The organism is Pseudomonas putida (assembly GCF_002741075.1).
GTDB classification, from domain to species: domain Bacteria; phylum Pseudomonadota; class Gammaproteobacteria; order Pseudomonadales; family Pseudomonadaceae; genus Aquipseudomonas; species Aquipseudomonas putida_T.
The window spans coordinates 3,206,799-3,229,249 of record NZ_CP016634.1 but is presented as its reverse complement, the minus strand read 5'-3'; the positions used below and the strand labels follow the sequence as shown (position 1 = coordinate 3,229,249).

22 protein-coding genes are annotated in these 22,451 nt (G+C 63.7%); 15 read left to right on the top strand and 7 right to left on the bottom strand.

The features are described from left to right. Nucleotides 1–5: 5 nt before the first annotated feature. Genes trbF through IEC33019_RS15175 form a run of 4 tightly spaced genes read left to right on the top strand, consistent with a single transcriptional unit; the run spans nucleotide 6 to nucleotide 3,224 of the window. The gene (gene trbF, locus IEC33019_RS15190) at nucleotides 6–710 is read left to right on the top strand and encodes a conjugal transfer protein TrbF (protein WP_001211312.1); all 705 of its coding nucleotides are present in this window, start codon (nucleotides 6–8) and stop codon (nucleotides 708–710) included. After that, nucleotides 707–1,699: a P-type conjugative transfer protein TrbG gene (gene trbG, locus IEC33019_RS15185; RefSeq protein WP_000776560.1), complete on the top strand. Its 993-nt coding sequence runs from the start codon at nucleotides 707–709 to the stop codon at nucleotides 1,697–1,699. Before trbF ends, trbG begins: the two co-directional genes overlap by 4 nt. 2 nt (nucleotides 1,700–1,701) lie before the next feature. Next, nucleotides 1,702–2,982, top strand: a complete 1,281-nt coding sequence (locus tag IEC33019_RS15180) for a TrbI/VirB10 family protein (protein ID WP_003092274.1) — start codon at nucleotides 1,702–1,704, stop codon at nucleotides 2,980–2,982. Then, nucleotides 2,979–3,224: a DUF2274 domain-containing protein gene (locus tag IEC33019_RS15175; protein ID WP_000108283.1), complete on the top strand. Its 246-nt coding sequence runs from the start codon at nucleotides 2,979–2,981 to the stop codon at nucleotides 3,222–3,224. The genes IEC33019_RS15180 and IEC33019_RS15175 overlap by 4 nt, the downstream gene beginning before the upstream one ends. A gap of 305 nt (nucleotides 3,225–3,529) precedes the next feature. On the opposite strand, the gene IEC33019_RS15165 is transcribed toward IEC33019_RS15175, so the two are convergent. Beyond that, nucleotides 3,530–3,751, bottom strand: coding sequence for a hypothetical protein (locus tag IEC33019_RS15165; RefSeq protein ID WP_043211402.1), 222 nt, complete (start codon nucleotides 3,749–3,751; stop codon nucleotides 3,530–3,532). A gap of 159 nt (nucleotides 3,752–3,910) precedes the next feature. On the opposite strand from IEC33019_RS15165, the gene IEC33019_RS15160 reads away from it, so the two are divergent. From IEC33019_RS15160 to IEC33019_RS15145, 4 genes are all read left to right on the top strand, one after another. Beyond that, complete coding sequence (locus IEC33019_RS15160; RefSeq protein WP_070092881.1) at nucleotides 3,911–4,387, top strand: PaaI family thioesterase; 477 nt, start codon at nucleotides 3,911–3,913, stop codon at nucleotides 4,385–4,387. Next, nucleotides 4,384–4,842, top strand: coding sequence for a PaaI family thioesterase (locus IEC33019_RS15155; protein ID WP_081337463.1), 459 nt, complete (start codon nucleotides 4,384–4,386; stop codon nucleotides 4,840–4,842). The genes IEC33019_RS15160 and IEC33019_RS15155 overlap by 4 nt, the downstream gene beginning before the upstream one ends. 95 nt (nucleotides 4,843–4,937) lie before the next feature. Further along, nucleotides 4,938–6,842, top strand: coding sequence for a molecular chaperone HtpG (gene htpG / locus IEC33019_RS15150; protein WP_070092880.1), 1,905 nt, complete (start codon nucleotides 4,938–4,940; stop codon nucleotides 6,840–6,842). Nucleotides 6,843–6,897: 55 nt separating this feature from the next. After that, the gene (locus tag IEC33019_RS15145) at nucleotides 6,898–7,623 is read left to right on the top strand and encodes a dienelactone hydrolase family protein (RefSeq protein ID WP_070092879.1); all 726 of its coding nucleotides are present in this window, start codon (nucleotides 6,898–6,900) and stop codon (nucleotides 7,621–7,623) included. Between the two features lie 97 nt (nucleotides 7,624–7,720). Here IEC33019_RS15145 and IEC33019_RS15140 read toward each other — a convergent pair whose 3' ends face one another. Then, nucleotides 7,721–8,584 carry a pirin family protein gene (locus IEC33019_RS15140; RefSeq protein ID WP_070092878.1) on the bottom strand — a complete coding sequence of 288 codons (864 nt, stop codon included), beginning with the start codon at nucleotides 8,582–8,584 and terminating at the stop codon, nucleotides 7,721–7,723. Nucleotides 8,585–8,699: 115 nt separating this feature from the next. Here IEC33019_RS15140 and IEC33019_RS15135 point away from each other — a divergent pair, with 115 nt between their 5' ends. Then, nucleotides 8,700–9,707, top strand: coding sequence for an amidohydrolase family protein (locus IEC33019_RS15135; protein ID WP_070092877.1), 1,008 nt, complete (start codon nucleotides 8,700–8,702; stop codon nucleotides 9,705–9,707). Nucleotides 9,708–9,795: 88 nt separating this feature from the next. After that, the gene (locus IEC33019_RS15130) at nucleotides 9,796–11,442 is read left to right on the top strand and encodes a methyl-accepting chemotaxis protein (protein ID WP_437436733.1); all 1,647 of its coding nucleotides are present in this window, start codon (nucleotides 9,796–9,798) and stop codon (nucleotides 11,440–11,442) included. 88 nt (nucleotides 11,443–11,530) lie between these two features. On the opposite strand, the gene fabB is transcribed toward IEC33019_RS15130, so the two are convergent. The 5 genes from fabB to IEC33019_RS15105 all read right to left on the bottom strand — a co-directional run bounded on the left by fabB (nucleotide 11,531) and on the right by IEC33019_RS15105 (nucleotide 18,527). After that, nucleotides 11,531–12,751, bottom strand: a complete 1,221-nt coding sequence (gene fabB, locus IEC33019_RS15125) for a beta-ketoacyl-ACP synthase I (RefSeq protein WP_070092875.1) — start codon at nucleotides 12,749–12,751, stop codon at nucleotides 11,531–11,533. A gap of 11 nt (nucleotides 12,752–12,762) precedes the next feature. After that, complete coding sequence (gene fabA, locus IEC33019_RS15120; protein WP_043211383.1) at nucleotides 12,763–13,278, bottom strand: 3-hydroxyacyl-[acyl-carrier-protein] dehydratase FabA; 516 nt, start codon at nucleotides 13,276–13,278, stop codon at nucleotides 12,763–12,765. A 292-nt stretch (nucleotides 13,279–13,570) separates the two neighbouring features. Continuing rightward, nucleotides 13,571–15,496 carry an ATP-binding protein gene (locus IEC33019_RS15115; RefSeq protein ID WP_070092874.1) on the bottom strand — a complete coding sequence of 642 codons (1,926 nt, stop codon included), beginning with the start codon at nucleotides 15,494–15,496 and terminating at the stop codon, nucleotides 13,571–13,573. Then, the gene (locus tag IEC33019_RS15110; protein ID WP_070092873.1) at nucleotides 15,493–16,383 is read right to left on the bottom strand and encodes an ABC transporter substrate-binding protein; all 891 of its coding nucleotides are present in this window, start codon (nucleotides 16,381–16,383) and stop codon (nucleotides 15,493–15,495) included. Before IEC33019_RS15110 ends, IEC33019_RS15115 begins: the two co-directional genes overlap by 4 nt. Further along, entirely contained in the window at nucleotides 16,383–18,527 is a 2,145-nt protein-coding gene (locus tag IEC33019_RS15105) for a TonB-dependent receptor plug domain-containing protein (protein ID WP_170831784.1), read from the bottom strand. Before IEC33019_RS15105 ends, IEC33019_RS15110 begins: the two co-directional genes overlap by 1 nt. A 136-nt stretch (nucleotides 18,528–18,663) precedes the next feature. Here IEC33019_RS15105 and IEC33019_RS15100 point away from each other — a divergent pair, with 136 nt between their 5' ends. The 5 genes from IEC33019_RS15100 (at nucleotide 18,664) to IEC33019_RS15080 (ending at nucleotide 22,359) form a co-directional block, all read left to right on the top strand. Then, entirely contained in the window at nucleotides 18,664–19,689 is a 1,026-nt protein-coding gene (locus IEC33019_RS15100; RefSeq protein ID WP_043211374.1) for an NAD(P)H-dependent glycerol-3-phosphate dehydrogenase, read from the top strand. A gap of 15 nt (nucleotides 19,690–19,704) precedes the next feature. Beyond that, on the top strand, nucleotides 19,705–20,052 hold the full coding sequence (locus IEC33019_RS15095) for a DUF4389 domain-containing protein (RefSeq protein WP_070092872.1): 348 nt from the start codon (nucleotides 19,705–19,707) through the stop codon (nucleotides 20,050–20,052). Then, nucleotides 20,049–20,507, top strand: coding sequence for a phosphohistidine phosphatase SixA (gene sixA, locus IEC33019_RS15090; RefSeq protein ID WP_070092871.1), 459 nt, complete (start codon nucleotides 20,049–20,051; stop codon nucleotides 20,505–20,507). Before IEC33019_RS15095 ends, sixA begins: the two co-directional genes overlap by 4 nt. A gap of 212 nt (nucleotides 20,508–20,719) precedes the next feature. Continuing rightward, nucleotides 20,720–21,508: an alpha/beta fold hydrolase gene (locus IEC33019_RS15085; protein ID WP_070092870.1), complete on the top strand. Its 789-nt coding sequence runs from the start codon at nucleotides 20,720–20,722 to the stop codon at nucleotides 21,506–21,508. Further along, nucleotides 21,505–22,359, top strand: a complete 855-nt coding sequence (locus tag IEC33019_RS15080; RefSeq protein ID WP_070092869.1) for an alpha/beta hydrolase — start codon at nucleotides 21,505–21,507, stop codon at nucleotides 22,357–22,359. Before IEC33019_RS15085 ends, IEC33019_RS15080 begins: the two co-directional genes overlap by 4 nt. Nucleotides 22,360–22,451 lie beyond the last annotated feature (92 nt).

Here is a 22,451-nt window from a genome sequence, read left to right as displayed (position 1 = left end):
CACCCATGCGATTCAAACGACCGCAGGTGCGCTACGCCGATACGCCGCAGCCTGCCACCCCGTATCAAGCCGCCGCCCAGGTGTGGGACGACCGTATCGGCTCCGCCCGCGTGCAGGCGAAGAATTGGCGCCTGATGGCCTTCGGCTGCCTAGTGCTCGCGCTGTTGATGGCCGGCGGCCTGGTGTGGCGCTCGGCGCAGTCCATCGTGACGCCCTATGTCATCGAGGTCGATCAAGCCGGGCAGGTGCGCGCCGTGGGAGAGGCCGCCACGCCGTACCGGCCCGGCGACGCGCAGATCGCGCACCACCTGGCGCGCTTCGTGACGCTGGTTCGCTCGCTGTCCATCGACCCCATCGTGGTGCGGCAGAACTGGCTCGATGCCTACGACTACACCACCGACAAGGGCGCGGCGGTGCTCAACGACTACGCCCGCACCAATGACCCATTCGCCCGCATCGGCAAGGAATCGGTAACGGTGCAAATCACCAGCGTGGTTCGCGCGAGCGACACGTCTTTCAACGTGCGCTGGACAGAGCAGCGCTATGTCAACGGTGCGCCCGCCGGCACCGAACGCTGGAACGCCGTGCTTTCGACCGTCCTGCAAACCCCGCGTACTGAACAGCGCCTGCTCAAGAACCCATTGGGTATCTACGTCAACGGCCTGTCATGGAGCCGCGAACTGGATTCTTCCGAAGGAGCCAAACCATGAAACTTCGTTTCCGCCTTTACGTTGTTCCTTTGACGCTGCTGGCCCTCGCGGGCTGCGCCTCGCAGGGGAAGCCGCCGCCATCCATCTCGCTCGACGAGACGGTGCTGGCCCAGCCGTTGCCCGAACCGCCCAAGCCCGTCGAAGTCGTCGCCGTCCCTGAACCGCTGGCGCTGCCGGCGCAGTTGAAGCCCCTGCCGGAACTCGATGAGGCCCCCGTTGCGCCGGAGCCGGCCGACGAAAAGGTGCGCGTTTCCCGTGCCAATGCAGAAGCGCGTATCGCGCCTACCCGTGAGGGCTACGTCAACGCGATTCAGGTGTGGCCGTTCACCGATGGCGCGCTTTATCAGGTCTATGCGTCGCCGGGGCGCGTGACGGTGGTTTCGCTTCAACCGGGCGAGGAACTGGTAACGGTCGCCGCCGGCGATACCGTGCGCTGGATCGTGGGCGACACGTCCAGCGGCGGCGGGGCCGATCTGCGCGTCAATGTGCTGGTCAAGCCTATCCGCTCCGGTCTGAAAACCAATCTCGTCATCACCACCAGTCGGCGCACCTACCTGCTGGAGCTGACCTCGACCGAGAGGGCATGGATGGCGTCGGTGTCCTGGGACTATCCGAAAGACCGAATGCTCGCGTTGCAGCGCCAGGCGCAGGCAGCGCAGGCAACAACGCCTGTCGATACGGGCCTGTCGCTGGACAAGATCCGCTTCCGCTACGCGGTATCGGGCAGCAACCCGCCGTGGAAGCCTCTGCGCGCCTTCGATGATGGAGAGAAGGTCTATATCCAGTTCCCGCCGGGCATCGCCCAGGGCGAGCTGCCGCCGCTGTTTGTCATCGGCGCGCAGGGCGACGGGCAACTGGTGAACTACCGTTTTCGCTCGCCGTACTACGTCGTGGATCGCCTGTTCGGCGCGGCCGAACTGCGGCTGGGCGGCGATGGCGGCGACGTGGTGCGGATCGAGCGCACCGATGGTGTTGCACGGAGGAACTGACCATGAGCCAGGATGACACTCCCGACCTTGCCGCGCCGCAGGCGGACAAGGTGGCGCCGGAGGCAGTGGCGCTGCGCGCCCAGCCGCGTCCAGTCACACGCCTGAACCGGCGCTCGCTGGCCATCCTTGCCGGCGTCCTAGCGGTCGCCGTGCTCGGCGCGCTGATGTGGTCGCTGCAACCTCATCGACGCAGCACAGGCGAGCAGACCGAGCTTTACAACGTCGATCGCGTGTCAAAGTCGGAAGGACTGGATGCGCTGCCGACGGACTATTCCAAGCTGCCGCCGGCGTTGCTGCCTGCCGTTCCCGAACTAGGGCCACCGCTGCCGGGCGATCTTGGCCCGGCTATCGTGAAGTCGCAGCAACCGGCGACGGCTGCCTACGCGGCCCCCGGTCACGACCCGAACGATGCCCTGCGAAAAGAAGCCGAGGCGGCCGCGGCCTCGTCCGTGTTCTTCCGCTCGGGTGGGCAGAATGCGGCGCCGGTAGCGCAGACACAGGTGGCCGCTGCGCCGGGCTTCGCCGCCAATGCGGCGTTTGACCCGCTGGCGGCCGGGCCGGCCTCCACGGCGGCCCAACCTGCTGACCCGACAGCGGTGCAAAACCGGCAAGACCAGAAAGAGGCTTTCATGAAAGCTGGCCCCACTGAAACCCGTAATTCCGGCAATCTGACTCTGCCAATTTCGCCGTATCAGGTTATGGCCGGAACAGTGGTCGCAGGTGCCTTGGTGACGGGCATCAAGTCGGACTTGCCCGGCGACGTGATCGCCACGGTGACGGAGCCGGTCTATGACACAGCCACCGGGCGCTTCCTGCTGATTCCGCAGGGTTCGCGCATCCTGGGCAAATACAACAGCCAGGTCAGCTACGGGCAGAGCCGCGTTCAAGTCGTCTGGAACCGGATCATCCTGCCGGACACGTCTTCGCTCACGCTCGACAACCTGGCCGGCACCGACCCAGCCGGCTATGCCGGGCTGGAGGACGATGTGGACTACCACTGGGGCCGCATCTTTGCCGGTGCGGCACTCACCACGCTGCTGGGCGTCGGTGCCGAGCTGGCCGCGCCGGAGAACCGGCAGGATGGTGATCGCGTCATCATCGCTGGGCGCGACAGCGCGCAGGACAGCATCAATCAGGTCGGCCAGGAGATGACCCGGCGCAACCTCAACATCCAGCCGACCTTAACGCAACGGCCGGGCCTGCCGGTTCGCATCATCGTCAACCGGGATCTGGTGCTGCGGCCGTACCAGCCGCTGTTCTTCAACCGGGGGACTTCACGATGAGCACGACCAAGAAGCTGCGGCTCGGCCCGCTGCCGAAGACCGAGAGCACCAAGCTGACTTTCGTTTGCCCGACCAGCTTGAAAGTCGACCTCGACCGCTACGCCGCGCTACACGCGCAGGCGTATGGCGAGGCCGTTGATGCGGCGACGCTGATCCCGCATATGCTGGAAGCGTTCATGGCGGGGGATCGAGGATTCAGGAAGGGCACGGCGACCCGCAGCACACCACCGAAGCCGCCATGATTGCACCGCATGCTATTCAACGGCATCCATCGAACGCGCAGCCCAGGCTGCGCGTTCTTCATTCTGGATGCCGCCGAGCCTGTTGGGCTATGATGATGCGACAGGCCCGCCGTTCCTCGGCAATCCAGCACTACACAGTGCGATGCGGCTTTCTCTCCCAACGCTCCTATGTCGCTCCTAGCCGACAACGCCGCTCTTCTTCTAAGCGGCCCCGAAAGGAGCTAACCTACTGTCCCATATACGGTTTCAAGTCCTTCTTGATTTGCGCGAAAGAATTGACACCGGCACTTTTTTGGGGGTGCTGCTTACTGCTTGGCCGGCTCTTCGCTTGGAGCGGTTTCCGGAGCAGGAGTTGCTTCCGGAGCTGGGGTAGCAGGAGCAGCTTCTGGAGCCGGGGTGGCTGGGGCAGCTTCAGGGGCGGCTTGCTCGGTCTTGGTTTCCGGAGCCTTGTTTTCGCTCGCCTTGTCGCAAGCGGCCAGGCCCATGGCAGCGGCCAGCATCAGGGCAAAAGCAAAAGGTTTACGCATGGGGTGTCTCTCCTTGGTGGAATAACTTACTTGTTCCATTCGAGCTGAAGTAAGTCGAATAAGTTCCACGCAGAGTACAGATATATATAGCGTGGATCCAGATAGACTTTTTTCGGGATTTGTGCAGAGTGAATATCTTCACAAAAAACAGGTTGCCCCATGACAGATTCAGACCTGCGGGCCATGGCCGAACGCTTTCTGTCCGCATTGAAGCATTGTCAGTTATTGCAGATGCGCGTGCATCATGCCGATACCGACGGCATGACATTGGTGTTGCCTTGGTCTGCGGCCATCGTAGGCAATCCGCAGACTGGGGCGGTACACGGTGGCGCCTTGACCACGCTGATGGATACCACCTGCGGCATGGCCACCTTGTGTGCCTTGCCGCGCTTCGAGGTCTGCCCGACCCTGGATCTTCGCATCGATTACATGCACCCAGCCGAGGCGGGCAAGGACATCCATGGCCATGCCCAGTGCTACCGGGTAACGCGTGACGTGATCTTCACCCGCGGCACGGCCTACCAGGATGACCCGACACGACCGATCTGCCATGTAGTCGGCACCTTCATGCGCCTGGGCCAGGACGTCAAGGGCGGCATCCGCTTCGGCAATAGCCTCAAGGAGGAGCGCCCATGATGCCTGATGACGTCCGTCAGCGGCTCAACGAAGCCCACGCTGTCGGCGATTACCAGCCCTTGCTGGAGCTGATCCCTTATGCCGGACTCATCGGCATCGAGTGCGAGCGTCGAGGCGATGACTTGCTGTTTCGTCTGCCCGCGAGCCAGGACAACATTGGCAACCCCCTGTTGCCCGCGATCCATGGCGGTGTGATCGCAGGCTTCATGGAACTCTCGGCGGCGCTTTATTTGCTGATCTACAGTGAGAGCGCCAGCATCCCCAAGATCATCGATTTCTCCATCGATTACCTGCGGGCAGGGCACTACCGCGATACGTTCGCCTCCTGTCAGCTCTGGCGCCAGGGGCGTCGGGTGACCAACGTCGCCATCACCGCCTGGCAGGCCGACCCCGATTCGCCGATCGCGACCGCGCGTGCTCATTTCAAGATTGAACCGGTAAAGCCCTTGAAATAGTCAGGCCAGCCCCCATCTGCTGGACATCCGCCGTCGATGCAGCCCTTTTGCGGGTGCCAGGCGACCACTGCCAACAGATCGGAGTTTTGAAGACCATGAGTGTGGAAACTCAAAAAGAAACCCTGGGCTTCCAGACCGAGGTAAAGCAGCTGCTGCACCTCATGATCCATTCCTTGTATTCGAACAAGGAAATCTTCCTGCGTGAGCTGATTTCCAACGCCTCCGACGCCGCCGACAAGCTGCGTTTCGAGGCCCTGGCCAAGCCTGAGCTGCTCGAAGGCGACGCTGAGCTCAAGATTCGCGTGAGCTTCGACAAGGACGCCAGCACCGTGACCCTCGAGGACAACGGTATCGGCATGAGCCGCGAAGACGTCATCGCGCACCTGGGCACCATCGCCAAGTCCGGTACCGCCGACTTCATGAAGAATCTGACCGGTGACCAGAAGAAGGACTCGCACCTGATCGGCCAGTTCGGTGTCGGCTTCTATTCGGCGTTCATCGTCGCCGACAAGGTCGATGTCTACAGCCGCCGCGCCGGCCTGCCAGCCGCCGAAGGCGTGCACTGGTCCTCCAAAGGCGAGGGCGAGTTCGAAGTCGCCACCCTCGACAAGCCGCAACGCGGCACCCGTATCGTCCTGCACCTGAAAAAGGGCGAAGAAGAGTTCGCCGATGGCTGGCGCCTGCGCAACATCGTCAAGAAGTACTCCGACCACATCGCCCTGCCGATCGAACTGCCGAAGGAATCTGCCGCTGTCGAAGGCGAGGAGCAGCCGGCCCAGGAATGGGAAACCGTCAACCGCGCCAGCGCCCTGTGGACCCGTCCACGTACCGAGATCAAGGACGAGGAATACCAGGAGTTCTACAAGCACATCGGCCATGACTTCGAGAACCCGCTGGCCTGGAGCCACAACAAGGTCGAAGGCAAGCTTGAATACAGCTCACTGCTTTACGTGCCGGCCCGCGCGCCGTTCGACCTGTACCAGCGCGAAGCGCCACGCGGCCTGAAGCTGTATGTGCAGCGCGTGTTCATCATGGACCAGGCCGAGTCGTTCCTGCCGCTGTACCTGCGCTTCATCAAGGGCGTGGTCGACTCCAACGACCTGTCGCTGAACGTCTCCCGCGAGATCCTGCAGAAGGACCCGATCATCGATTCGATGAAGTCGGCCCTGACCAAGCGTGTGCTGGACATGCTGGAGAAACTGGCGAAGAACGAGCCCGAGCAGTACAAGGGCTTCTGGAAGAACTTCGGCCAGGTGATGAAGGAAGGCCCAGCCGAAGACTTCGCCAACAAGGAGAAGATCGCAGGCCTGCTGCGCTTTGCCTCGACCGCTGACGAAAGCGGCGAGCAGAGCGTTGCCCTGGCCGACTACCTGGCGCGCGCCAAGGAAGGTCAGGACAAGATCTACTACCTGACCGGCGAGTCCTACGCCCAGGTCAAGAACAGCCCGCACCTGGAAGTCTTCCGCAAGAAAGGCATCGAGGTCCTGCTGCTGACCGACCGCATCGACGAGTGGCTGATGAGCTACCTCAACGAGTTCGATGGCAAGGCCTTCGTCGATGTCGCCCGTGGCGACCTGGACCTGGGCAAGCTGGACTCCGAAGAGGACAAGAGGGCTCAGGAAGAAGTCGCCAAGGAGAAGGAAGGGCTGGTCGAGCGTCTGAAGAGCGCGCTGGGTGAAAGCGTCGCCGAAGTACGTGTGTCGCACCGCCTGACCGACTCACCAGCGATCCTGGCCATCGGCGAGCAGGACCTGGGCCTGCAGATGCGCCAGATCCTCGAAGCCAGCGGCCAGAAGGTGCCGGACTCCAAGCCGATCTTCGAATTCAACCCGAGCCACCCGCTGATCGAGAAGCTGGACAACGAACAGAGCGAGGACCGCTTCGCGGAGCTTTCGCATATTCTGTTCGACCAGGCTGCGCTGGCAGCCGGCGATAGCCTGAAGGACCCGGCGGCCTACGTTCGTCGCCTGAACAAGCTGTTGGTCGAATTGTCTGCTTGAGTTGAAGACAAAGCCCGCTTCGGCGGGCTTTTTTCATGGTGCAAGGAGGAGTTTGATGAGCAAGGTAATCGTCGAGTCGTTGGTCTATCACCATGCGGGCAAGGCCTACGAAAGCCGTCTGGTCTACGAGCCGGGCGCGCTGCCCCGGCCAGGCCTGGTGATGGCCCCGAACTGGATGGGCGTGGGCGAAGGTGCCGAGCGGATTGCCAGGGAAGTGGCCAGCCAGGGGTATGTGGTGCTGGTCGCTGACCTTTACGGACAATCGGTTCGTCCGTCCAATGCCGACGAGGCGGGTGCGGCAATGATGCCGTTGAAAAACAATCGCGGTGAGCTGCGCAAGCGCATGGAAGAAGCGCTGTCTCAATTGCTCGGGCAGTCCAGGGCGCTGCTGGAGCCGGGCAAGGTGGCGACCTTTGGCTTCTGCTTCGGTGGTTGCTGCGCGCTGGAGCTGGCCCGTACCGGTGCCGACCTGCGGGCGGCGGTGTCGTTCCACGGCACGCTGGATACGCCGAACCCGGCCGATGCCAAACGCATCAGAGGCTCGGTACTGGTGCTGCACGGCGCTTGCGACCCGCTGGTACCCAAGGAGCAACTGCCAGCGTTCGAAGAGGAGATGAACGCGGCCAAGGTCGACTGGCAATTGCTCAGCTATGGCGGTGCGGTGCACTCGTTCACTGACCCTGCCGCCAATGTGCCCGGCAAGATGCAATACGACCGGCGCACCTCCGAGCGCGCGTTCCGCGCCATGCACAACCTGTTGGACGAAGTGTTCCAGTTCTAACTGGGCAAGGGCTGCGCTGCAGCCCATCGCAGGCTACGCCAGCTTCCACCGAGCCGCCATGCTGCAGCGCCTCAATCCCGGCCGCAAGGCGGCTCTCTTAACGCGGCAACTCGATCCGCGTCGTTTCCCCAGGCACCGTCGGCCACTCACCTGCCGCCCAGCGCACCCGGGCCTGTTCGATCAGTTCCGGATCGCTGGCCACGAAGTTCCAGTTCATCCGCCGTGGCCCATCCAGCGGCGCGCCACCGATCAGTATCAGTTGGCACTCGCTTTGCGCGTACAACGTCACTTCTTCGCCTTCGGGCAGCACCAGCAGGTTGCACGGCTCTACCTCGTCCTCGCCCAGTAGTAGCTCGCCGTCGAGCAGGTACAGGGCGCGCTCGGCATGTTCGAGGGGCACGTTCAAGGTGGTGGCCGCCTGCATCTGTACCTGGGCGTACAGGGTGGGGGAGAGCACCGGGACAGGCGAGGTCAGGCAAAAACCCTCGCCGGCGATCATGCGTATGGTCACACCCAGGTTGTCGCTGACCGGTAGGCTATCGGCTGGGTGATGGCTGTAGCTGGGCTGCGCTTGCTCATGCTCGCGCGGTGAAGCCAGCCAAACCTGCAAGCCATGTAGGCGCGAGCCCTTGCGCACGGCCTCGGCGGGGGTGCGTTCGACATGGGCGACGCCGCTGCCTGCGGTCATCCAACTGGCATCGCCCGGCAGCACGCGCTGCTCGGAACCCAGGCTGTCCTTGTGCAGGATTTCGCCTTCGAACAAGTAGGTCAGGGTCGACAGGCCGATATGCGGATGTTGGCGAATGTCCATCCCGCTGCCTGGGGCGTAGCGGGTGTCCAGCATATGATCGAAGAACACGAAAGGGCCCACGCTGCGGCACTGGGCCGATGGCAGTGGGCGCAGGATTGGTTGGCCCTCGACCGATTCGGCGCGCGGGTGAATGATCAAAGGGCGACTCATGACGGGGCTCCAGGCAGGCAACGGATGCCTCAAGCATAGCGGTTCGGCGAAATGGGCTGAACCGCCTTGCGCAGGGGTCGGTCTACTCTTTTCATAGTCGCAGAGGAAGACCACCATGATCGCCAGAGCGCTGGCCTGCTTGCTGTTGTCTGCGGGCATAGGTCTGACGGCGCAGGCCCGGGACTACCGTTACAGCGATGCCCACCTGCACTACGTCGACTTCTTCCAGGAGAGCGAGGGCATGCCTGCGCTGTTCAAGGCCATGGACGAGGCCGGTGTCGAGCAATCCATGATCGCGGGCATTCCCGTGGCCAAGAAGTGGCATGAGGATGAGCCCAAGCGCCCGCGTTACTACGCCGGGGATGATGCCGACGCCTATTGGTACAGCGCCACCGATGTCTACGTGGCTGCCGCGGTGCAACAGCTGCCGCCGGAGCAGCGTCGGCGCTTGCATCCGTTTCTCAGTGGTTTCAATCCGGTGGACAAGAACGCCGTCAGCCATATCGAGCGGATGCTCGAGCTGTACCCAGGCCTGTGGCAGGGCATTGGCGAGGTGTTCACCCGTCATGACGATCTGACCGCGCTGACCAGTGGCGATACGCCCAGGGCCAACAACGAGGCCATGACCCGTATCTATCACTTGGCGGCCGAACGTGACCTGCCGGTGCTTATCCATTCCAACATCACCTCCAAGCGCGAGCGCAACCCGCTGTACCTGGCGGAAATCGAAGCGCCACTGCGCAACCATCCGCATACTCGCTTCATCTGGGCGCATGCCGGCACCAGCGTGGAAATCCACCGCCACCAGACCCAGATGACGTTCATTCTGCCGGTGCTCACCCGGCTGCTCGAAGATTACCCGAACCTGTACATCGACCTGTCCTGGAGCCTGCGCGAACCTTACTTGCTGGACGAGCAAGGCCAGCCGCGCCAGGCGTGGCTCGAGCTGGTCGAGCGGTTCCCTGAGCGTTTCATGCTGGGCTCGGATGTAGTCGGGCGCTTTTCCGGAATCGGCGAGCAGATGCACGGTTTCGATGCGTTCCTCGACGCATTGCCCGCCGAGGTGGCCACGCGGGTGGCGCGCACGAACTTTCTGTCAGTGCTACCGGGCGCACCAAAATAATGCGTACCGCTAGGGCGTGGCACTTTGATATTGCTTTTTCGTCTTAAGCAAATCCAGCCGCTCCCCGATAGCGTCTATAACAACGACAATGTGGCAGAGGGAGCTGTACATGAGTCTGAGACGCTTGAACATTGCCCCGCGTGCGGGGCTTGGCTTTGGCTTGATGGCCTTGTTGGTCGCTGTGCTCGGGGGCTTTTCTCTCCAGCAGATGACCCATATGCGCCAGCAGGCCGAACAGGTGGATGACAACTGGCTGCCCAGTGTCATTTCGGTGGGGCGCATGACCCAGGACATGTTGCGAATTCGCGCCCTGACCTTGCGCCTGCTGATCGACCCGGCGCCGGCGGCGCAGCAACAGAACCGTGCGCGTATCGAGGACCTCAAGGCAGGCTTGAACGAGGTGCAGCAGCGCTACAAAGCGTTGATCGTGCTGCCGGAAGAACAGACGCTGCTCGATCGCTACCAGGACCTTGAGCGCCGGTACCTGGACCTGCAGGGCCAGGTGATGCAGCTGGCGGGCGAGGGGCGTGGCGAGGCGGCGGCGACCTTGGTCAATGGCGAGATGAACCAGTTCGCTGACCAGATGACCGCCACCCTCAATGAATTGATCGAGTTGAACATCCACCACGCCGATCGCGCCACGGACCTTGCCGAGGCAGTCTATGCAGGCGCCAAGGTCTGGGTGTGGGTGCTGTTGCTGGTGGCGGTGACCATGACCGTGGTCCTGGCGCTGCTCCTGACCCGCAGTATCGTACGGCCACTGGGACAGTCATTGCAGGTGGCCGAGACAGTCGCCAAGGGCGACTTGACGCCGCAGATCACCGTACAGGGCGACGACGAGCCTGCGCGCCTGCAGGCGGCGCTCAAAGTCATGCAACAGAGCCTGCGTGACACCATCGGGCGAATTTCCGACTCGGCAGACCAGTTGGCCTCGGCATCCGAGCAGCTCAGCGCGGTCACTGAGGGCGCAACCCTTGGCTTGCAGCAACAGAGCCAGGAAATCGAGCAGGCGGCGACGGCCGTCAACCAGATGACCTCGGCGGTGGAGGAGGTGGCGAGCAATGCCGTTGCCACGTCCGAGGCTTCCCGCGAGTCCGACCGCATCGCCCGGCAGGGGCGTGAGCAGGTGCAGGCGACCGTGCATGCCATCGAGTCCCTGGCTGCGGGCGTGGCCGACAACGCCGAGGAGGTGGGGCAACTGGCGCAGCAGGTGCAGGACATCAGCAAGGTACTGGACGTGATTGGCGCTATTGCCGACCAGACCAACCTGTTGGCGCTCAATGCCGCCATCGAAGCGGCGCGGGCGGGGGAAGCGGGGCGTGGCTTCGCGGTGGTGGCTGATGAAGTGAGGGCGCTGGCCCATCGCACGCAGACGTCGACCCGGGAGATCGAGCAGATGATCATTGCCATCCAGGCTGGCACCGAGCGGGCCGTGCACGGCATGCAGCAGAGCAATGAGCGGGCGCGCTCGACCCTCGAGGGTGCTCATGCCGCAGGAGAGGCGCTGGAGGGGATCACGGCGGCCATCGCGCGGATCAACGAACGCAACCTGGTGATTGCCAGTGCATCGGAAGAGCAGGCCCAGGTCGCCCGTGAAGTGGATCGCAACCTGACCACCATCCGCGACCTGGCGCACCAGTCCTCGGCCGGGGCCGAGCAGACCTCGGCGGCGAGCCAGGCTCTGTCGCAGTTGGCGGTGGATCTGAACGCGTTGGTGCACAGGTTCTCGGTGTAGGAGGGCGAGGTCCTTCCTCTATTCTTGCAATCCAAACGAAAACGCCCCGAACCAGTCGGGGCGTTTTCATTGCAGCGAGGTCAGGCGATTACTTGCCAGTCCAACGCTTGAGCACCAGGGTGGCGTTGGTGCCACCGAAGCCGAAGCTGTTGCTCATGACCGTGTCGATCTTGGCGTTTTCTTCGGTCTGGCGCAGGATCGGCAGGTCGGCGACCTCCGGGTCCAGCTCATCGATGTTGGCGGAGCCGGCGATGAAGTTGTTCTCCATCATCAGCAGGCAGTAGATCGCCTCGTGGACGCCTGCGGCACCCAGGGAGTGGCCGGACAGGCTCTTGGTCGAGCTGATCTTCGGTGCCTTGTCGCCGAACACTTCACGTACACCCTTGATCTCGGCGACGTCACCGACGGGGGTCGAGGTGCCGTGGGTGTTGAGGTAGTCGATCGGGGTGTCGACGGTGGACAGCGCCTGTTGCATGCAGCGGATCGCGCCTTCGCCGCTCGGGGCCACCATGTCGTAGCCGTCGGAGGTTGCGCCGTAGCCGACGATTTCGGCGTAGATCTTGGCGCCACGGGCCAGGGCGTGTTCCAGCTCCTCGACCACGACCATGCCGCCGCCACCGGCGATGACGAAGCCATCACGGTCCGCGTCGTAGGCGCGCGAGGCCAGCTCTGGGGTTTCGTTGCGCTTGGTCGACAGGGCGCCCATGGCATCGAACAGGAACGACTGGCTCCAGTGCTCTTCTTCACCGCCGCCGGCGAAGACGATGTCCTGCTTGCCCCACTGGATCTGCTCCAGGGCGGTGCCGATGCAGTGAGCAGAGGTGGCGCAGGCCGACGAGATCGAGTAGTTGATGCCCTTGATCTTGAACGGGGTGGCCAGGCATGCCGACACTGTGCTGCCCATGGTGCGGGTGACACGGTATGGGCCGACGCGCTTGACGCCTTTCTCGCGCAGGGTGTCCAGGGCTTCCATCTGGTTCAGGGTGGAGGCGCCGCCGGAACCTGCGACCAGGCCGGTACGCGGGTTGGAGACTTGCTCCTCGGTCAGGCCGGCATCCTTGATCGCGTCCTGCATCGCCAGGTAGGCGTAGGCAGCGGCGTGGCCGACGAAGCGATAGACCTTGCGGTCGATCAGCTCTTCGAGGTTGAGGTCGATGGAACCGGAAACCTGGCTACGCAGCCCCATTTCCTTGTATTCCGGGTTGTAGCGGATACCCGGACGGCTGTTGCGCAGGTTTTCGGTGACGGTAGCTTTGTCATTGCCCAGGCACGATACGATGCCCAGACCAGTGATAACGACGCGGCGCATGCGAATAACCCTTAGAAATTGTCAGTGGAGGTGAACACGCCGACCCGCAGGCCTTCGGCGGTGTAGATCTCGCGGCCGTCGACGCTGACCGAGCCATCGGCGATGGCCATGTTCAGCTTGCCCTTCAGGACGCGCTTGATATGAATGTTGTAGGTGACTTTCTGGGCCGAGGGCAGTACTTGGCCGAAGAATTTCACTTCGCCCGAGCCCAGGGCGCGGCCACGGCCTGGCAGACCCTGCCAGCCGAGGAAGAAGCCGACCAGCTGCCACATGGCATCCAGGCCCAGGCAGCCCGGCATGACGGGGTCGCCTTCGAAGTGGCAGGCGAAGAACCACAGGTCCGGATTGATATCCAGCTCGGCGACCAATTCACCTTTGCCGTACTTGCCGCCTTCGGCGCTGATATGGGTGATGCGATCGACCATCAGCATGTTCGGGGCGGGCAGTTGCGCATTACCTGGGCCGAACAGCTCACCGCGACTGCAGCGCAGCAAATCTTCCCGAGTAAAGGCGTTTTGTTTGGTCATGCGAGCTCCTCAATAATCCCCGTGCGGCTGGGGCTGAATCTTCCCGGCCGGCCCGTCGGTTGAGTCCGGGACGGCAGCCTACAGGTAGACTATTGCGTTGTGGTGAAAGTCACAGCGCACCTGGCAAAGAAGTACAGGTGTGCACTGAAACGCTTATTTTCAGGGCCTATGCAGGTCCTGTCTAGTGGCCAGGGCGGTTAATTCGGCAGCTTTGCGTCGTCTGGCGACCCGTCACCGACACCGGACAAGCCGCGTTCTGGCTTCCATCTCCCTAGACTGCCGTATTTCGGCGTTAATCGCCAGTCGCGGCTGTCCGTCCAGACAACCAACGCTGCAGCACCTGCTGCAATTCCGTACGTTTGAACGGTTTGCTCAGGTAATCGTTCATGCCCGCCGCCAGGCAGCGCTCGCGGTCGCCCTGCAGGGCGTTGGCCGTGAGGGCGATGATCGGCACCTGCGCGCCATGGGGCAGCAGACGGATACGCCGGGTCGCCTCATAGCCATCCACCACCGGCAAGCGGCAGTCCATCAGCACGGCGGCGAAGCGTTGCTGGAGCACCTGCTCGACAGCCTGAAGGCCATCGAGGGCCGTGACGACGTCGAAGCCCAGGCTGCGCAGCATGGCCTCGATGACGCTCTGGTTGACCGGGTTGTCTTCCACCAGCAGGATCTGCCCGCCTTCGCAGGCCCCTTGGCCTTCGGCATCCTGGGCTGGAAGCAGGGTCGCCGTGGTGCTGGCCAGGGCCAGGGGCATTTCCAGGGTGAAGGTCGAGCCCAGGCCTTCGCGGCTTTCGCCGCGCAACTGTCCGCCCATGCGTTCGGCGAGGGTCCGGGCGATCGCCAGGCCAAGGCCTGTACCGCCATAGCGGCGGGAAATCGAGCTGTCGGCCTGCTGGAAAGCCACGAACATCATCTCCAGGCGATCGCTGTCGATGCCGATGCCGGTGTCACGCACCGCGCAGGTGAACCTTATCTGCTGCGCGTCCAGGGCCCGCCAACGGGCTTCCACTTCCACTTGGCCGTGCTCGGTGAATTTCAGAGCGTTGCCGATCAGGTTCAGCAGGATCTGACGGATCCGCGTCGGATCGCCTGTGACTTGCAACCGCTCGATGCCCTGGCGAAGCTGCAGGTGCAGACCCAGCCCGCGTTGCTGGGCACTGTGCTGGAACGACTGGACGCTGCTGCTGATCAGCTCGCCCAGGTTGAACGCGATGTGCTCCAGTTCCAGCGTGGTGCGCTCGATTCGCGAGAAGTCGAGGATATCGTTGATCACCTTGAGCAGGTGCCCAGTGGACTCGGTGGCTACGGCGGTGTAGTCAGCCTGTTCGCTGGTCAGCGGGGTGGTTTCGAGCAGTTGCAGCATGCCCAGTACACCGTTCATGGGGGTGCGCAGCTCATGGCTCATCATCGCCAGGAACTCCGACTTGGTCCGGTTGGCCTGCTCAGCCTCCTCACGCGCCTGGATCATCTGCGCCATGGCCTGCTTCTGCTCGGTGCTGGCTTTCTCCAGTGCGCTGGCCAAGTTGTTGATGTGTCGGGCCAGGTGTCCCAGCTCGCTGTCGTCGACTTCCGGCACCTGGGTCTTGAACTCACCTTTCTGGATGGCCTTGACCGCATGGCCCATGTCGCTGATCGGCTTGGCCAGGCTCATGGCCAGGCGGCGGGCGAGCAGGAAGGTGAACAGCAAGGCGAACAAGGCCAGGATGCCGGCTTTGATGACGATTTCCTGTTGGCGCTGGCTGAATGCATCGTCGGACATGCCCACGATCACCCGCCCCAGATAGTCATCGCCGATGCTGGGGGCAGGTGTGTTGCCCTGCTGCAGGAAGTCGTTGTCCAGGCGGATCTGCTGCAGACGGATCGGTGCCTGGAACACTTCCACACGCTGGGCCCGGTTAGCGCTCTCGCCGTTCTGCTCGACGTACACCAAGATGTGGTTACGGCTGTCCTGTACTTCGAGAAAGCGTACATGTGGAATGCTCAAGGTCGCGCGCATGAGGCTTTCGAGCACCTCGTTGTTGCCCGAGATCACGCCGTATTCGGAGGCCGGGGCCAGCTGGTTGGCGATCAACTGCCCGGTGTGGTTGAGCTCTTGGCGCAGGTCCTGCAGACGCACGAAGGTAAAGAAACTGATCAGCAGCAAGGTCAGCAGCAGGGCGGGGCCCAGGCTGATGATCTGGGTGCGGGTATGGATGTCCCAGCTCAGGCGGTTGCTCATGGGGTGGGCTCTCCTTCGGCCAGCACCACGGCGGCGGCCTTGGGGTCGATCGGCTCCAGGCCCAGGGCGCGTGCCACTTGCTGGTTGCCACTGACCCCATAGTGCGCGGGGTAATGGCTGCGCGGCCAACTGGCGGGCGGGCGGTCGAGCAACTGGTCGAGCACCGCGAGCCAATCGTTCTGGTCGCTGAAGGTGCTGGCCAGGGCCCCGGCGCGGACAAAGCTTGCGTTCGGGCCGATCAGCGCCATCTGTCGGCCATAGCTGCTGAGCAACACGTTCTTGGCGGTCTTGGAGTTGTACAGGTCAGGGTCGTCGATCCCCAGCAGAACATCGCTGTTGCTCAGGAGGTGCTGCAGCGGGCGGCTGTCGCGCGGGTCCGGCCAATCCTGGGCGACGATCTCAAGACCCAGCGGGCGGGCGGCCAGGCGCAGTTCGTCAAGCATGAAGCGGCTTTGCTCGCCGTACAGCACTCCGATCCGTCGCGCCTGTGGCAACAGGTAGCGCGCCAGTCGCAGTTGCCGACCAGGCGGTGGATCGCTCCACAACAGGCACAGGTAGGCGGGACGCGACTTTCCCAGGCGTTGTTCCGCCTGTACCCGACTGACGCGCAAGGCCAGAGCCGGAGGGCCGGCGGCCTCGCCCAGGCGCCACTCGAACGCTGCGCTGTCGAGCAGCACCAGGCGCACATCGGCCTTCAATTGCCCGGGAGTGGGCAGGGTGTCGACGGTCTTGAAGTGCACCTGGTCGGTGGGGCGGCGCGCCTCCAGGGCGGCGACGAAGCTGCGCACGCCGGGCTGGTCGCTGGCGCCTACCAACAGAATCTCGCTGGCCGACACCGCGCCCAAGGGCCACAGGCAGAACAGCAGCAGGCGCAGCAGCGAGGCCATCAGAACTCCAGCTCCGCGCTCACGCTCAGGCGGTGGCGGCTGTCGTAGCGGTTCTGTGGCACGGTGACCGGTTCATCGTCCAGCCGCTGCTGCCAGAGCGCGGCCAGCTCCAGGCTGGTGCCCTGGAAGCGGATGCGCTTGGCCACGCGCAGGTCGAGGCGTTCGTAGCGGTACTGGTTGAGCGCATCGTCACCGTAGTAGAACAGGGCGCTGGACCAACCTCCGCCCCATTCGCGCATCCAGCCGGCCGAGCCACTGTTGCGAGCGCTCAGGCGTCGGTCGCTGGGGTTGCTGGCCCAGGCATCGACGTAGGCGTAGGTCAGGCGCAGGCGGTCCTGCAGGGTAGGGCGCCAGTCCAGTTGCGTTTCGCTGCCGCTGAAGCGGGCCTTGTTGGCGTTGCTGGCAATGTACTGGTTGTTGCGCAACGGCTCGCTGATCATTCCGGTGATCTCGTCATAGAACAACTTCACATCCATGCTCAAATCGATGTCGCTGAAATTGCCGTTGTAGCCCAGCTCTCGCGAGCGCATGCGCTCTTGTTCGAGGTCGCCCGGGCCACGGGTCTTGACGAAGTATTCGCCATGCTGCAACCCGTAGACGTTGGGGGTCAGGTTGTTGACCGTATAGCTCCAGTTGACGTTGTTCTCGAACATGTCCGGCGAGCGCACGGCCTCGGAGTACACCGCACGCAAACCGTGACGCGGGGTGATCAGGTAGTTGACCGCCATGCGCGGGGTGAGCGAGCTGCCCGACAGGCGCGAGTCCTCGAACATCGCGCCACCCTGGAGAATCCAGTGCTCGTCGGCGCGCCACTCCAACTGGCCGAACAGGCGCCAGGTCTGGTCGTCAAGGCTGCCGTTGAAGTAGGTCTGCGAGTCGGCGCGATCGTAACGGTAGTTCATTCCGCTGAGCAGGCGCAGATTGTCGGTCAGGCTCAGGGTGTCCTGGACTTCGAGGTCGAAGCGGGTTTCACGGGTGCTTTGGTCCACATCGCCGCAGACCACGTCTCGCCCGCCATTGGCCCATTGGTTGGCGATCTGGTTGCGCAGGGCGTTCTGCACGGGATCGCTGCTGGAGGGTGGATTGTTGGCGTTGCGCGCCACCTGCTCGGCATAGTCGGGGTTGATCTGCCAGAGCCGCGTCAGCTCCGGGCTGAAGGCAATGGCCGCATCGCAGGCCAGCCAGACCTGTTGTCGGTCGAAGTGCTGGGCCGAGCCTTGGACGTACAGGCTGTGCTCGGGGTTGAAATCGATGTTCCAGCGCATCGAGCCCGCATAATCCTTGGCATTGACGTCGGCGTTGTCGCCTCGGGCGGTGACGAAGGGGAACACCGGCTGATACGTATATGGCCGTTGATTGCTGCCTTCCTTGGCCGCCAGTTGCCATTCCAGGGTCTGGTTCACCGCCAGGTTGTGGCTGGCGCTGAGGTTGAAGCGGTTGAGGCGGCGGCTGTCGCGGTAGTCGTTGCCGAACTGGTCCTCGTCGAAGCCATCGTCCTGCATGCCGGACAGCGACAGGCGCATGTCGCCGCCTTCCCAACCAAAGCCCTGGCTGGCGTAGTAATCATTGATGCCGTCCTGGCCGCGGGTGACTTTGACCCGGGTACCGTGGCTGTCGGCGGGGTTGCGGGTGAGGATGTTGACCACCGCCATCAGGGCGTTGGCGCCATAGCTCACGGTATTGGGGCCGCGGAACACCTCGATCCGGTCGATGTCCTCGATGGCCAGCGGGATGTCGCTCCAGTCCACCGTGGCAAGGCCGGCGCGGTACACCGAGCGGCCATCGATCAGCACCTGCATGCGCCGGGCGTCGTTGACGTTGCTGCCATGGTAGTTGACGGTCGGCTGGTTGCCGGCGACGTAGCCCACCATCATGCCGGGCACCAGGCGCATCAGCTCAGGGATGTCGCGTGCGCCGCTGGCGCGGATCAGTTCGCTGTCGAGCACCGTCATGCTGCCAGGCACTGCCGCCGGGGATTGTTTCAGGCGTGTCGCGGTCAGAACCTGGGGCAGGTCCTGGTTGTCGAGGAACAAATCATCGGCCAGGGCCGGGCCGCCCAAGAGGGCAGTCAGCAACAACAGGCGAGGGTAAGGTGGCGTGCCAGGGAACACGGTACGGCCTTGTTTCAGAGATGAAACAGGCATGTTAACTGACCGCTTGGGTTTTGCCAGTGCTCTTTGATATCCATATGCAGGGCTGGCACTGCCACTGGTTCTGTCGCATGCGCGCCGTATAATGCCCCAGTCGCCAACTTAACTTATTGGCTTTAACGGATTGGATATGACTGAACAGCAACCTGTTGCAGTTCTGGGAGGCGGCAGCTTCGGCACCGCCGTGGCGAACTTGCTGGCCGAGAACGGCGTGCCGGTACGGCAATGGATGCGTGACCCCGAGCAGGCCGAGGCCATGCGCGTCAATCGCGAGAACCCACGCTATCTCAAAGGCATTCGTCTGCAGGATGGGGTGGAGCCTGTCAACGACCTGCTGGCCACTTTGCAAGCCTGCGACCTGATTTTCGTCGCGCTGCCCTCCAGCGCCTTGCGTAGCGTGCTGGCACCCCATGCCGAGCTGCTGCGTGGCAAGGGCCTGGTCAGCCTGACCAAGGGCATCGAGGCGCAAAGCTTCAAGCTGATGAGCCAGATCCTCGAGGAGATCGCGCCCGAGGCTCGCATCGGTGTGCTGTCGGGGCCGAACCTGGCCCGCGAGATCGCCGAGCATGCCCTGACCGCCACCGTGGTGGCCAGCGAGGACGAAGCCCTCTGCCAACGCGTGCAGGCGGTGCTGCATGGCCGTACCTTCCGCGTCTATGCCAGCGCCGACCGTTTCGGCGTGGAGCTCGGCGGCGCACTCAAGAACGTCTACGCGATCATCGCGGGCATGGCCGTCGCCCTGGGTATGGGTGAGAACACCAAGAGCATGCTGATCACCCGCGCGCTGGCCGAGATGACCCGTTTCGCCGTGAGCCAGGGCGCCAACCCCATGACCTTCCTGGGCCTGGCTGGGGTCGGCGATCTGATCGTCACCTGCTCTTCGCCCAAGAGCCGTAACTACCAGGTCGGGCATGCCCTGGGCCAGGGCCTGAGCCTGGAGCAGGCCGTGAGCCGGCTGGGCGAGGTGGCCGAGGGGGTCAATACCCTCAAGGTGCTCAAGGCCAAGGCCCAGGAGGTGCAGGTGTACATGCCGCTGGTGGCCGGTCTGCACGCGATTCTCTTCGAGGGACGTACGCTGAACCAGGTGATCGAGCACCTGATGCGCGCCGAGCCCAAGACCGACGTCGATTTCATTTCCATCAGCGGTTTCAACTGATCCCGGAGTACATGCATGAACGACACAGCCAACCGCGCCCAGCGCGAATCGATCATCCTGCGGGTACTGTGGATGCTGGTGTTCCTGTTGGTCTGGCACGTGGCCCAGCTGTTGCTGGGTGGTCTGGTGCTGGTCCAGCTGATCTACCGCCTGGTCTATGGCGCACCCAGCGGCAGTCTGATGAACTTCGGTGACAGCCTGAGCCAGTTCCTGGCGCAGATCGGTCGCTTCGGCACCTTCCACAGCGACCAGAAACCCTGGCCGTTCGCCGACTGGCCGACCCCGCGTGCGCCGGAAGGCGAAGTCCCGCACGAGGTCGCCAGCGCGCCTCACCCGGTGCGCGACCAGGAGCCCAAACTGTGAAGGTCTGGGTGCTGCGCCATGGCGAGGCAGAGCCACGGGCCAACACCGACGCCGAGCGCCGCCTGACCAACCATGGTCGCGAGCAGGTGCTGCGTAGCGCCGCGCGCCTGCTGGGCCAGCCGCTGCAGGCGATCATCGCCAGCCCTTACGTTCGTGCCCAGCAGACTGCCGCTTTGGTGCATGACGCCCTGGGCTTCGAGGCGCCGGTGCGTACAGTCCCCTGGCTCACCCCTGACAGCGATGCCGGGCAGGTGATCGGCGAGCTGGACAAGCTAGGCCTGGAGCATGTGCTGTTGGTGAGCCACCAGCCTTTGGTGGGCACCCTGGTGGGCCTGCTCGAACACGGCCATGGCCAGCAGCCGGCGCCCTTGAGCACGGCGAGCCTGGCGGAACTGGAAGGAGACTGGCCGCTGGCCGGGTTGATGACCTTGAAGGGGCTGTACCACGCCGGCTGATCCTGGCTTTTGGCGGTGATTTCTTCGCGGGTGAGCCCGCCCGCTCCCGCAGGTCTTTGCGCGGACCAAGAGGGGGCGGGTTCACCCGCGAAGAAGGCGACACAAATGCCAGGCATGTCCAGATCACCCTCATCGATGACCTTTCCGAACGTTGCCGCCCCCGCGCACCATGCCGACAATGGGCCATCACTTCCCATTCAGACCAGGCCGCCATGTCGCAGCAGATCTTCTTCGCCCACGCCAATGGCTTCCCTTCGGCCACCTACGGCAAGCTGTTCGCCGCGCTGGCGCCGGACTACCAGGTCCGGCACCTGGCCCAACATGCCCATGACCCGCGTTTTCCGGTAAACGACAACTGGCAAAGCCTGGTCGATGAGCTGCTTCATCACCTGGCCCAGCAGGGGCAGCCGGTGTGGGGTGTCGGCCATTCGCTGGGAGGCCTTCTGCACCTGCATGCCGCTTTGCGCTGCCCACAGTATTACCGCGGCGTGGTGATGCTCGACTCGCCCGTGCTGACCCGCGCCGACCAGTGGATGATCCGTGCGGCCAAGCGCCTCGGATTCATCGACCGCATCACCCCGGCCGGTCGGACCCTGGGCCGTCGCGAGGCATTCCCCGACCGTGACAGCGCACGGGCCTACTTCGCCGGCAAGACGCTGTTCCGCCACTTCGACCCCGACTGCCTGGAGGCGTATCTGGAGCATGGCCTGCAAGCCACCCAGGAGGGCTTGCGCCTGCGCTTCGACCCGACCACCGAAATCGACATCTACCGCAGCATCCCCCATGTCAGTCCAGCCCCGGCGAGCCAGTTGCAGGTGCCGCTGGCGGTGGTGAGGGGGGACAAAAGCCGGGTGATCCGCCGGCATCATGCCCTGGCGGTGCGCGGCATCCCCCGAGGCGAATACCACAGCCTCCCGGGCGGGCACATGTTCCCGCTGGAGCGTCCAGATGAAACCGCCGGCCTGATCAAGGGCCTGTTCGATCGCTGGAGCCGGGCATGAGCACACACGTCGAAGAGATCCGCCTGAGCCTTGGCCATATCGAGCTGGCGGCGCACCTGTTCGGGCCGCAGGACGGTTTGCCAGTCATCGCCCTGCATGGATGGTTGGACAACGCCAACAGCTTCGCCCGCTTGGCGCCGCGCCTCAAAGGGTTACGCGTAGTGGCCCTGGACCTGGCCGGGCACGGTTATTCGCAGCACCGTCCCGTGGGGGCGGGTTACGCCTTGGCCGACTATATCCATGATGTGCTGCGGGTAGCCGAGCAATTGGGCTGGCAGCGCTTTGGCCTGCTCGGGCATTCGCTGGGGGCGATCATTTCCGTACAACTGGCGGGGGCCTTGCCGGATCGCATCAGCCATCTGGCCTTGATCGACGGGGTGATCCCGCCCACAGCCCGTGAGCAGGACGCCGCTGAACGCCTGGGCATGGCACTGCAGGCCCAGTTGCGCGTGGATGGCAAGCGCAAGTCGGTGTATTCGACCCTTGAAGAAGGTGTGCAGGCGCGCATGAAAGGCATGGTCGCGGTCAGCCGCGAGGCGGCCGAACTGCTGGCCCAGCGCGGCCTGATGCCGGTGCCGGGCGGTTACAGTTGGCGTAGCGACAGCCGCCTGACCTTGCCATCGCCGGTACGCCTGAACGAAGCGCAAGCCATGGCCTTCGTGAAGCGGGTCGCATGCCCGGCCTGCCTGGTGGTGGCGGCCGATGGCATGCTGGTGCGACACACGGCCCTGCTGGAGCAGCTACCCTTTGAGCAGGTCACGCTGCCCGGTGGTCATCACCTGCATTTGAATGACGAACAGGGCGCAACCCTTGTTGCAGACTGTTTCAATCGCTTCTTCGGCTTTTCTTGACTTGCACCGGACAAGTGTCGAGGCTTGGCGGGTTGAACACGGAGACAACCATGCACATGCCAGACATCCTGGATTACCCCATCGGCGCCTTG

Bases quoted from the DNA above. Each gene is read 5' to 3' on its own strand.
- trbF (WP_001211312.1), top strand. From the start codon at position 6: ATGCGATTCAAACGACCGCAGGTGCGCTACGCCGATACGCCGCAGCCT.
- trbG (WP_000776560.1), top strand. From the start codon at position 707: ATGAAACTTCGTTTCCGCCTTTACGTTGTTCCTTTGACGCTGCTGGCC.
- IEC33019_RS15180 (WP_003092274.1), top strand. From the start codon at position 1,702: ATGAGCCAGGATGACACTCCCGACCTTGCCGCGCCGCAGGCGGACAAG.
- IEC33019_RS15175 (WP_000108283.1), top strand. From the start codon at position 2,979: ATGAGCACGACCAAGAAGCTGCGGCTCGGCCCGCTGCCGAAGACCGAG.
- IEC33019_RS15165 (WP_043211402.1), bottom strand. From the start codon at position 3,751: ATGCGTAAACCTTTTGCTTTTGCCCTGATGCTGGCCGCTGCCATGGGC.
- IEC33019_RS15160 (WP_070092881.1), top strand. From the start codon at position 3,911: ATGACAGATTCAGACCTGCGGGCCATGGCCGAACGCTTTCTGTCCGCA.
- IEC33019_RS15155 (WP_081337463.1), top strand. From the start codon at position 4,384: ATGATGCCTGATGACGTCCGTCAGCGGCTCAACGAAGCCCACGCTGTC.
- htpG (WP_070092880.1), top strand. From the start codon at position 4,938: ATGAGTGTGGAAACTCAAAAAGAAACCCTGGGCTTCCAGACCGAGGTA.
- IEC33019_RS15145 (WP_070092879.1), top strand. From the start codon at position 6,898: ATGAGCAAGGTAATCGTCGAGTCGTTGGTCTATCACCATGCGGGCAAG.
- IEC33019_RS15140 (WP_070092878.1), bottom strand. From the start codon at position 8,584: ATGAGTCGCCCTTTGATCATTCACCCGCGCGCCGAATCGGTCGAGGGC.
- IEC33019_RS15135 (WP_070092877.1), top strand. From the start codon at position 8,700: ATGATCGCCAGAGCGCTGGCCTGCTTGCTGTTGTCTGCGGGCATAGGT.
- IEC33019_RS15130 (WP_437436733.1), top strand. From the start codon at position 9,796: ATGTGGCAGAGGGAGCTGTACATGAGTCTGAGACGCTTGAACATTGCC.
- fabB (WP_070092875.1), bottom strand. From the start codon at position 12,751: ATGCGCCGCGTCGTTATCACTGGTCTGGGCATCGTATCGTGCCTGGGC.
- fabA (WP_043211383.1), bottom strand. From the start codon at position 13,278: ATGACCAAACAAAACGCCTTTACTCGGGAAGATTTGCTGCGCTGCAGT.
- IEC33019_RS15115 (WP_070092874.1), bottom strand. From the start codon at position 15,496: ATGAGCAACCGCCTGAGCTGGGACATCCATACCCGCACCCAGATCATC.
- IEC33019_RS15110 (WP_070092873.1), bottom strand. From the start codon at position 16,383: ATGGCCTCGCTGCTGCGCCTGCTGCTGTTCTGCCTGTGGCCCTTGGGC.
- IEC33019_RS15105 (WP_170831784.1), bottom strand. From the start codon at position 18,527: ATGCCTGTTTCATCTCTGAAACAAGGCCGTACCGTGTTCCCTGGCACG.
- IEC33019_RS15100 (WP_043211374.1), top strand. From the start codon at position 18,664: ATGACTGAACAGCAACCTGTTGCAGTTCTGGGAGGCGGCAGCTTCGGC.
- IEC33019_RS15095 (WP_070092872.1), top strand. From the start codon at position 19,705: ATGAACGACACAGCCAACCGCGCCCAGCGCGAATCGATCATCCTGCGG.
- IEC33019_RS15085 (WP_070092870.1), top strand. From the start codon at position 20,720: ATGTCGCAGCAGATCTTCTTCGCCCACGCCAATGGCTTCCCTTCGGCC.
- IEC33019_RS15080 (WP_070092869.1), top strand. From the start codon at position 21,505: ATGAGCACACACGTCGAAGAGATCCGCCTGAGCCTTGGCCATATCGAG.